10 protein-coding genes are annotated in these 8,261 nt (G+C 71.4%); 7 read left to right on the top strand and 3 right to left on the bottom strand.

Annotated elements, in window-relative coordinates; translation table 11 throughout:
- The first annotated feature begins 355 nt into the window (after positions 1-355).
- The 3 genes from AB0B97_RS18830 to AB0B97_RS18820 all read left to right on the top strand — a co-directional run bounded on the left by AB0B97_RS18830 (position 356) and on the right by AB0B97_RS18820 (position 2,007).
- Positions 356-1,168, top strand: coding sequence for a helix-turn-helix transcriptional regulator (locus AB0B97_RS18830; protein WP_357494945.1), 813 nt, complete (start codon positions 356-358; stop codon positions 1,166-1,168).
- Complete coding sequence (locus AB0B97_RS18825; RefSeq protein WP_234583376.1) at positions 1,159-1,341, top strand: DUF397 domain-containing protein; 183 nt, start codon at positions 1,159-1,161, stop codon at positions 1,339-1,341. Before AB0B97_RS18830 ends, AB0B97_RS18825 begins: the two co-directional genes overlap by 10 nt.
- Positions 1,342-1,422: 81 nt before the next feature.
- The gene (locus AB0B97_RS18820) at positions 1,423-2,007 is read left to right on the top strand and encodes a GNAT family N-acetyltransferase (RefSeq protein ID WP_357494942.1); all 585 of its coding nucleotides are present in this window, start codon (positions 1,423-1,425) and stop codon (positions 2,005-2,007) included.
- On the opposite strand, the gene AB0B97_RS18815 is transcribed toward AB0B97_RS18820, so the two are convergent.
- Positions 1,974-2,519 (bottom strand): CGNR zinc finger domain-containing protein, encoded by a 546-nt coding sequence (locus AB0B97_RS18815; RefSeq protein ID WP_234583374.1) that lies wholly within the window; start codon positions 2,517-2,519, stop codon positions 1,974-1,976. The two genes, AB0B97_RS18820 and AB0B97_RS18815, sit on opposite strands and share 34 nt — an antisense overlap.
- Before the next feature lie 86 nt (positions 2,520-2,605).
- Here AB0B97_RS18815 and AB0B97_RS18810 point away from each other — a divergent pair, with 86 nt between their 5' ends.
- The 3 genes from AB0B97_RS18810 to AB0B97_RS18800 all read left to right on the top strand — a co-directional run bounded on the left by AB0B97_RS18810 (position 2,606) and on the right by AB0B97_RS18800 (position 6,138).
- Positions 2,606-3,562, top strand: coding sequence for a DMT family transporter (locus AB0B97_RS18810; RefSeq protein WP_357494940.1), 957 nt, complete (start codon positions 2,606-2,608; stop codon positions 3,560-3,562).
- Between the two features lie 13 nt (positions 3,563-3,575).
- Positions 3,576-4,298, top strand: coding sequence for an HAD family hydrolase (locus tag AB0B97_RS18805; RefSeq protein WP_357494938.1), 723 nt, complete (start codon positions 3,576-3,578; stop codon positions 4,296-4,298).
- Between the two features lie 97 nt (positions 4,299-4,395).
- A complete protein-coding gene (locus AB0B97_RS18800; RefSeq protein WP_357494936.1) occupies positions 4,396-6,138 on the top strand; it encodes a S8 family serine peptidase in 1,743 nt (580 codons plus the stop codon).
- A gap of 154 nt (positions 6,139-6,292) precedes the next feature.
- Here the strand turns inward: AB0B97_RS18800 and AB0B97_RS18795 are convergent, their stop codons facing one another.
- Complete coding sequence (locus tag AB0B97_RS18795; RefSeq protein ID WP_234583370.1) at positions 6,293-6,733, bottom strand: DUF559 domain-containing protein; 441 nt, start codon at positions 6,731-6,733, stop codon at positions 6,293-6,295.
- A gap of 297 nt (positions 6,734-7,030) precedes the next feature.
- Here AB0B97_RS18795 and AB0B97_RS18790 point away from each other — a divergent pair, with 297 nt between their 5' ends.
- Complete coding sequence (locus AB0B97_RS18790; protein ID WP_357494934.1) at positions 7,031-7,258, top strand: hypothetical protein; 228 nt, start codon at positions 7,031-7,033, stop codon at positions 7,256-7,258.
- Positions 7,259-7,569: 311 nt separating this feature from the next.
- Here AB0B97_RS18790 and AB0B97_RS18785 read toward each other — a convergent pair whose 3' ends face one another.
- Entirely contained in the window at positions 7,570-8,226 is a 657-nt protein-coding gene (locus AB0B97_RS18785; RefSeq protein WP_234583368.1) for a helix-turn-helix domain-containing protein, read from the bottom strand.
- Between the last annotated feature and the right edge of the window lie 35 nt (positions 8,227-8,261).

Here is an 8,261-nt window from a genome sequence, read left to right as displayed (position 1 = left end):
ACTCAACGACCGCCCCCGCATGACCCTCGGCTGGGCCACCCCCGGTGAGAAAATGGCCCAGCTACTCGGTGTTGCAACCACCGGTTGAGCCCGCCTGGCTAACGGAAACTGTCCAAGATCTCGAATAGTTCGCCCAGCCTGGGGGTGGGACCGCCCGGCACGGGGGTTCGGGCGGTCCCGCGCGACGCCGCCGGGCCCGGGGGACGGGGAGCGGTGCCGCACTTCACAGTCTGGTGATCGGGCGACTACGGTCGGAAGGGTTTTGCCGGGTCGTCACAGCCGTCCTGTTTCCGGTGGTGATGCCGCTGGCGGCCGGCTGGAGTTGATCGTCGACGGGGTGGAGAGGCGGCAGGTCATGGCCGATGGGCAGATGACGGCGGCGGCGTTCCTGGTCACCGAGCTGCGCCGGGCGCGCGTCCGCCGGGGTTGGAGTCAGGACGAGCTGGCCAAGGCGGTCAACTACTCGCCGTCCATGGTCAGCGCCGTCGAGCTGGGCCAGCAGCCGCCAACCGGCAAGTACCTGGAACTCGTCGACCGTGCCCTGGACACCGGCGGCCTCTTCACCCGCATGTCGAGCGAGCTGGTAAGCATGGACCGGACCCAGCCGTGGCTACGCGGCTGGCAGGCGCTCCTGGAGCAGGCGCGCACGGTCCGCTGGTACGAGCCCCGGTATGTACCGGGGCTCTTCCAGACCGAGGGATACGCGCGCGCGGTCTTCGAAGCTGGCGGCCTGCTTGCCTCTGACGAGGTCGAACGCCGAGTGACCGAGCGAATGGACCGCCAGGACGTCCTGCACAGCGAACGTGCGCCGCAGATCGTGGCCGTGTTGGACGAGGCAGTGCTGCGGCGGCGGGTGGGCGAGCGGAAGGTGATGCGCGATCAGGCGCTGCACCTGGCCAGCATCGCCACGGGGCACCCTCGGGTCCGGCTGCACGTGGTGCCGCGATCCGCCGAGGAGTACCCGGGGCTCGGCGGACCGTTCGCGCTCGCGGCCCTGCCCGACGGCACGGAAGTGGCCTACCTGGACAGCCAGGTTCGCGGCCAGGAGCTGGACCAGGAGCAGGATCTGGCGCGGTTGCAGCGGGTCTGGGAGGCTACCTTGGGCGAAGCCCTGCCCCCGCAGGCTTCCATCGAGTTGATGAGCGAGGTGGCCGAATCGTGGAGTTGACGGACGCTCGGTGGCGCAAGAGCAGCCGCAGCAACCAGGACGGCAACTGCGTCGAGGTGGCTACGAACCTTGGGGGCGTGGTCGGGGTGCGAGACAGCAAGGACCCGGACGGGCCCGTGCTCGTGGTCGACGCGTACTCCTGGCGGCTCTTCGTGGTCGCGCCCCCGCGCTGACGCGACGGCCTGGCGCGCGACGGTGATCGCGGGTCGGAAAAGGCCTCGACGGGGTCGTCGGGCGGGCGCAATGATCCAGCCATGGATGGCGACGACCTGGTTCCTCCAGGGAGCGAGCGGCTGCGGTTCCGGCGGTTGACCGTTGCCGATGTGGACGCGTTGGTCGAGTTGGACAGCGATCCCGAGGTGATGCGTTTCCTCACCGGCGGCGTCGCCACCCCGCGCGCCACAGTTCAGGGCGAGCACCTGCCGAAGCTGCTCGCCCAGTACGACAGGCATCCCGGCCTCGGTCGGTGGGCGGCCCTCGATCGGGAGACCGGTGACTTCCTGGGCTGGTTCGCCCTCGATCCGTCAAAGGACGGCGCCGAGGCCGAGTTGGGCTACCGGCTGCGCCGCGCGACGTGGGGGCGCGGCCTGGCCACCGAGGGGTCGCGGGCGTTGGTCCGGTACGCCCTGGACGTCGTGGGTGTGCGTCGGGTGTGGGCGCAGACGATGGCTGTCAACGAGCGGTCCCGGCGGGTGATGGTGAAGGCGGGGCTGCGCCACGTGCGCACCTTCCACCTCCAGTTCGACGACCCGATCCCGGGGACCGAGCACGGCGAGGTGGAGTACGAGCTGCGGGCCGACGTCCCTCAGGACCTGCCGGCGGCCCTGCGGGCGCGGTAGGCGGTCACGGCGGCCCGGTTGCCGCAGCCGGCCTCGCAGAACCGCCGCGACCGGTTGCGGGACAGGTCGACGACGACGTTGTCGCAGTCCGGGTACTCGCAGATCCGCAACCGGCTCAGCTCGCCCATGCGGACCAGGTCGGCGATCGCCATCGCCGCCTCCACCGCCATCCGGGTGGCCAGCGGCGCGTCGCGGGGCACGGCGTGCAGGTGGTACGGCTCGTCGTCGTGCTCGATGAGCTGCGGCAACGCCCGGTGTTCCAGCAGCAGGGCGTTGACCATGGCGACGACCTCGGGCGGTTCGGCGTGCCAGATCCGGCGCAGCCGGGGGCGCAACTGCCGCACGGCGCGCAGCTCGGCGTCGGTGTGCTCGTGGCGCCCGCTGTAGGCGTGCCGGGTGAAGAAGGCGTCCAGCGCGGCGACGTCGGGCAGCAGCTCGCCGTCGCGGCCCGCGGTGTTGACCAACGCGGTGGCGGCGATCAACGAACATTCGGTGTCATGAGCGAATAGCAACTTGACTCCTGTCACGGTGGCCGCCTAGCGTCATGAGCACAAGGATAGTTTGCTCATGACACCGTGTCGTCCCCGAGGAGCGCGAGATGCAGTCACGACCCGCCGCCGGCGCTGCGCTGGCGCTGCTCTCCGCAGTCACGTTCGCCACCTCGGGCACCTTCGCGCGGTCGCTCATCGAAGCCGGCTGGTCGGCCGAGGCCGCCGTGATCGCGCGGGTCGGCGTGGCCGCCCTGGTGCTGGCGATCCCCGCAGTGCTGTCCCTGCGTGGCAGGTGGCACGTGCTGCGCAGCAACAGCGCGGCGGTCGTGATGTTCGGGCTGCTGGGGGTCGCCCTGGCGCAGGTGTGCTTCTTCAACGCCGTGCGTTACCTGCCGGTCGGCATCGCGCTCCTGCTGGAATACCTGGGCATCATCCTGGTCGTCGGCTGGATGTGGCTGCGGCACGGTCAACGCCCCCGGCGGCTCACCGTGGCCGGCTCGGCCGCCGCCCTGTGCGGGCTGGCCTTCGTCCTGGATATCACCGGCACCGCCGGCTTCCACCCGGTCGGCGTGCTGTGGGGGCTGGGTGCCGCGTTCGGCCTGGCCGGCTACTTCGTGCTCGCCGGACGGGTCGACCCCCGGCTGCCCTCGGTCGCCATGGCCAGCGGCGGGATGGCCGTCGGCGCGGCCGTGCTGCTCCTCGTCGGGCTGACCGGTCTGCTGCCGCTGCGCGCCACGTTCGGCGATGTCGCGTTCGCCGGGCACCGCACCTCCTGGCTGCTGCCCATCGTCGGGCTCACCCTGGTCGCCGCCGTGATCGCCTACCTCGCCGGCATCGCCGGCACCCGCATCCTCGGGCCCCGGCTGTCGTCGTTCGTCGGGTTGACCGAGGTGCTGTTCGCGGTGCTGATCGCCTGGCTGTTCCTCGACGAACTGCCGACCGCGTGGCAGCTCTTCGGCGGCGCGCTGATCATCGCCGGGGTCGCCCTGGTGCGCCTCGACGAACTGCGCGGTACGCCCGCGCCCGCCCCCGGTGAGCCCGCGCTGGCGGCAACCACCCGGTGAGAGAGTGGTACCCGTGCTGACCACAGTGGTGTTCGACGCCGACGAGACCCTGCTGGACCTGCGGCCGGCGGTGACCGCCGGGCTGGTGACCGTCCTCGACGAGATGCGCCGTCGAACGCCGGACGCCGCCGACGTGACGCTCGCCGAGCTGGAGTCCGACTGGGATGCCGTCTTCGGCGAGCTGAGCGTCGCTCCGGTGCTGGAGATCCGCCGCGCCGCGCTGGCCCGGTCGCTGGCCCGCGCCGGGCTCGACGACCACCTGGACGAGATCGCCGCCCTCTTCTTCGCCCGCCGTTTCGCCCTCACCCGACCCTTCCCGGACGTCCCGCCGGCCCTGGCCGCGCTGCGCACCCGGTACACGCTGGGCTTCGCCACCAACGGCAACAGCCGCGCCGAACGCTGCGGGCTCGCCGGGGAGTTCGCCTTCGAGATGTACGCGCACGAGAACGGCCTGCCCAAGAAGCCCGCCCCGGAGTTCTACGCGGCGGTGGTCGCGACCGCCGGGGTCCCCGCCGAGCAGATCGTGTACGTCGGTGACTCGTGGGAGCACGACGTGGTGGCACCCCGACGGGCCGGCCTGCGGTCGGTGTGGCTGAACCGGTACGGGCTGCCCCGCCCGGCCGGGGTCACCCCCGACGCGGAGGTGGCCACCCTGGCCGACCTGCCGATGGTCCTGTCGGAACTGGCGACGGGATCGGCCGACCGGGTGGACGTGGGCATCGAGCTGGGCGGATGAAGGAGAGATTCACCGCCATAACGGACGTTCACCTGGCGTAAAGCCGGCAGGTGTTGTGTGATGGCTGCCACGTCCCTCAACGAGAGGATCCGATGTGGTGAGCAAGCGCTTCACCGCCGGTGCCGTCGCGACCGCGGCAACACTGGCACTTACGGCAGCGGGCCTGGGTGTACCGGCCACCGCCGCGCCGAGCACCTCCCGCACCTTCACTGTCGTGGCCGAGGACGGCTTCGCCGCCGACACGGCTGTCGCCGCCATCCAGGCGGCCGGCGGCACCGTGGTGTCCCGGTCCGACGAGGTCGGCATGTTCCAGGTCACCAGTGATCGGGCCGACTTCGCGGCCAGGGCGACGGCAGCCCCGAGCCTGATCGGCGCGGCCGAGCAGAAGGCCATCGGCCGCAAGCCGAAGCTGGACCGGGTCGAGCAGGAGCAGGCTGCTGGCGCGGCCGGTGCTGCGAGCGCAGCTGGCGCGGCCGGCGCTGCCGGTGCGGCCGGTGCCGGGAAGAAGGGTGCCAAGCTGGACCCGCTCGACGAGAAGCTCTGGGGTCTGAAGATGATCCGGGCCGACGAGGCCCGCAAGGTCGAGCCCGGCGACCGTCGGGTCACCGTCGGCGTCCTGGACACCGGCGTCGACGCCAGCAACCCGGACATCGCGCCGAACTTCAACTGGTCGCTGTCGCGCAACTTCGCACCCGACATGACCGATGTGGACGGGCCGTGCGAGGTGCCGAGCTGCCTCGACGCCGTCGGCACCGACGACGGCGGGCACGGCACCCACGTGGCCGGCACCATCGGCGCCGCCGCCAACGGCTTCGGCCTCTCCGGTGTCGCCCCGAACGTCTCCCTGGTCGAGCTCAAGGGTGGCCAGGACTCCGGCTACTTCTTCCTCAACCCGGTGGTCAACGCCCTGATCTACGCAGGCCGGTCCGGGATCGACGTGGTCAACATGTCGTTCTACGTCGACCCGTGGCTCTACAACTGCACCGCCAACCCGGCCGACTCGGCGCAGGCGCAGGCCGAGCAGCGGGCCATCATCAAGGCGATGAAGCGGGCGCTGATCTTCGCGCACAATAAGGGCGTCACCCTGGTCGGCGCGCTCGGCAACGGCAACGAGGACCTGGGCGCACCGCGTACGGACACCACGAGCCCGGACTACGGCGCCGACCCGTACCCCCGGCCGATCGACAACAACAGCTGCTGGGACCTGCCCACCGAGGGCCCGCACGTGATCGGCGTGTCGTCGGTCGGTCCGTCGGGCAAGAAGTCGGACTTCTCCAACTACGGCACCGAGCAGATCTCCGTCGCCGCGCCGGGTGGGTGGGCCCGGGACGGGTTCGGGACCCCGACGTACAACACCCCCGGCAACCGGATCCTCTCCAGCTACCCGCTGAAGGTGCTCCAGGAGGAGCCGATCTCCACCACCATCCCGGACCCGAAGGTGGACGCGAACGGCAACATCGACCCGCGGGTCGCCACGAGCGTCTTCAAGCAGTGCAAGCCCAACGGTGAGTGCGGCTACTACACCTACCTCCAGGGCACCTCGATGGCGTCCCCGCACGCCGCCGGTGTCGCCGCGCTGATCGTCAGCCGGTACGGCAAGCCGCAGGGCCGGGGTGGCTTCGGCATGTCGCCGGACGTGGTCGAGCAGCACCTCTACCGCACGGCAGCCGAGCACGCCTGCCCGGAGCCGCGCCTCCAGCAGTACCGCAACGAGGGCCGGGACGAGACCTACGACGCGTACTGCGCCGGTGGGGTCAACTTCAACGGCTTCTACGGGTACGGAATCGTCGACGCGTACGCGGCGGTGAAGACCCCGCTCAAGCCGAACGCCCGCCCGTAAGTCACCACCGCGAGGCCCGGTCGACGCTCGTCGACCGGGCCTCGTCGGCGTCCGGGCCTCGGGCTTGATCGACTCCAGGTCGCGGAGGTGGGGGTATCCCGTCCGTCTGATACAGCCATTTCGGCGACCTGGAGTCGATCACGGTTGGTGGCGATCAGCGCCGCCAGCCGCGGGAGATCAGGGCCGACCGAACCTCGGTGAGCACGGCGGGGAACTCCTTCTGGAGCCGTCTGCTCGTCACGTGCAACACCAACCACCCCGCACCGACGAGAAGGTTGAGCCGTCGACGATCGCGGTGCAGTTGCTCCGGGTCGGCGTGCCATCGGCCGTCGTACTCCACCGCCACCCGGAACTCGGGCCAGGCCAGGTCGGGATGGAGCACCAGCCCGCCGGGCAGCCGGATCGGGTGCTGGGTGACCGGTCGGGGGAGCCCGCCCAGCATCAGACGCACCCGTAGCTGCGACTCGGGTGGTGACTGCGCTCCTGCATCGGCGACGTCGAAGATCCAGCACGCGCGTCGTCCGCCGGGTCGGTCGGCATTGGCGGTGGCGACGGCGGTCAGCGCCGCCGGGGTGGTCAGACCGGTCGCGAGCAACGAGTCGACAATTCCAATCGCACGCAGCGGGTCCAACCAGACCGCCGTCTCCCACGCCGCAGATGCCGGATCGGTCCGGCGGAGAGCGGCAGCGCCCCGCTCGCCGGGCAGTGCGTTGAGCGGCGTCGGCGGCGAGGCTGGTGTCCGCCGTGACACTGGCGTCGGCGGTGAGGCTGGCGTCCGCCGGAGCGGTGGCGTCGACGGCCGTGCGTCGGGCAGGGCGTCCCTCGCCACAGCCGGCCGTTGTGCGATGGACAGAGCGGGGCCGGGCGTCGCAGCGGAATCGAATTTGACCACGTGCACGTGAAGGCCGCGTTGAGAGTCGACGCGGGCGACCTTCGGCAGCAGCACGTGCACGTCGTCATCGAACCCGGCGGCATGCTCGATCCCGTGCAGGTAGGCCGACGAGGGCCCGGCGATCATCGCCTGCGACGGCAGCCGAAGGATTGCGGCACGGCAGGCCAGCTCGTGCGTGCGTTCGAGACGCGCGTCCGCGTACACGTCGTGGCGGAGTCGGACCCATGACGAGCCGCGCAACTGATGTCTGGTGATCAAGCCCCGCCGAATCGCTGCGGAGCCACGAAACACCTGCCAGGCAAGGGCAGGAGGCCGGTGAGGGTGCGGAGGCATGCGGCCAGCGTCTGACGCTCGAGGTGCTGGCCGATACCCCTGTGGACAGCGGCGGATGGTCGCCCCGCAGGTGCCTGTGGACAACTGCCACGAGCCCGATGGACGTGTTATACGGCGAGATCATCACCAGTGCGGCGTTATGGCGCTGTCCAAGGCTGGCGATGCCGCCATATCGGCGATGTGGAGTTGATCAAGGGTCGGGTGGGTCAGCGGAGGGCGGCGGTGACGGCTGTGGCGGCGGCGAGCACCTGGGGACCGATCAGGTCGACGTCCAGCGGGGCGAGCGCGACCACCCCGACGCTGGCCTCCAGACCTGGCACGCCGAGCACCGGCGCGGCCACCCCGTACGCCCCGGACTGCAGCTCGCCGCTGCTGCTCACCGGCTCCGCGGCGCCGCCCCGACCGGCCAGGATCGCCCGACCCGCGGCACCTCGGTCCAGGGGATGCCGCGCCCCGGTCCGGTACGCGACGTGGAACGACGTCCAGCTCGGCTCGACCACGGCCAGGGCGACGCCCTCGCCGCCCTCCACCACTGTCAGGTGTGCCGTGGCGCCGGCCTGCTCGGCGAGCCGGCGTAGCGCGGGCAGCGCCCCCTCGGCGAGCAGCGGCTGGGCGCGTCGGGCCAGGTGCAGCACCCCGGCGCCGAGGCGGAGCCGGCCGTCGCTGTCGCGGCGCAGCATCCCGTGCGTCGTCAGCGGGCCGACGAGCCGGTAGACGGCCGCCCGGCCGATGCCGAGTCGCGTCGCCACCTCGGTGACTGTCAACCCGGCCGGCGCGTCGGCGACCAGGTGCAGCAGTCGCAGACCCCGGTCGAGAGTCTGGGACGTCTCCCCGGCCCGGCCGGACCCCGCCGTCTCATCCACAGCACGCAGCGTACGACCCGGCACCGGCGGACCCG

Origin of the sequence: Micromonospora sp. NPDC049004 (genome assembly GCF_040649315.1) — a bacterium.
Taxonomy (GTDB): domain Bacteria; phylum Actinomycetota; class Actinomycetes; order Mycobacteriales; family Micromonosporaceae; genus Micromonospora.
This window is presented reverse-complemented; position numbering and strand designations above follow the sequence as displayed.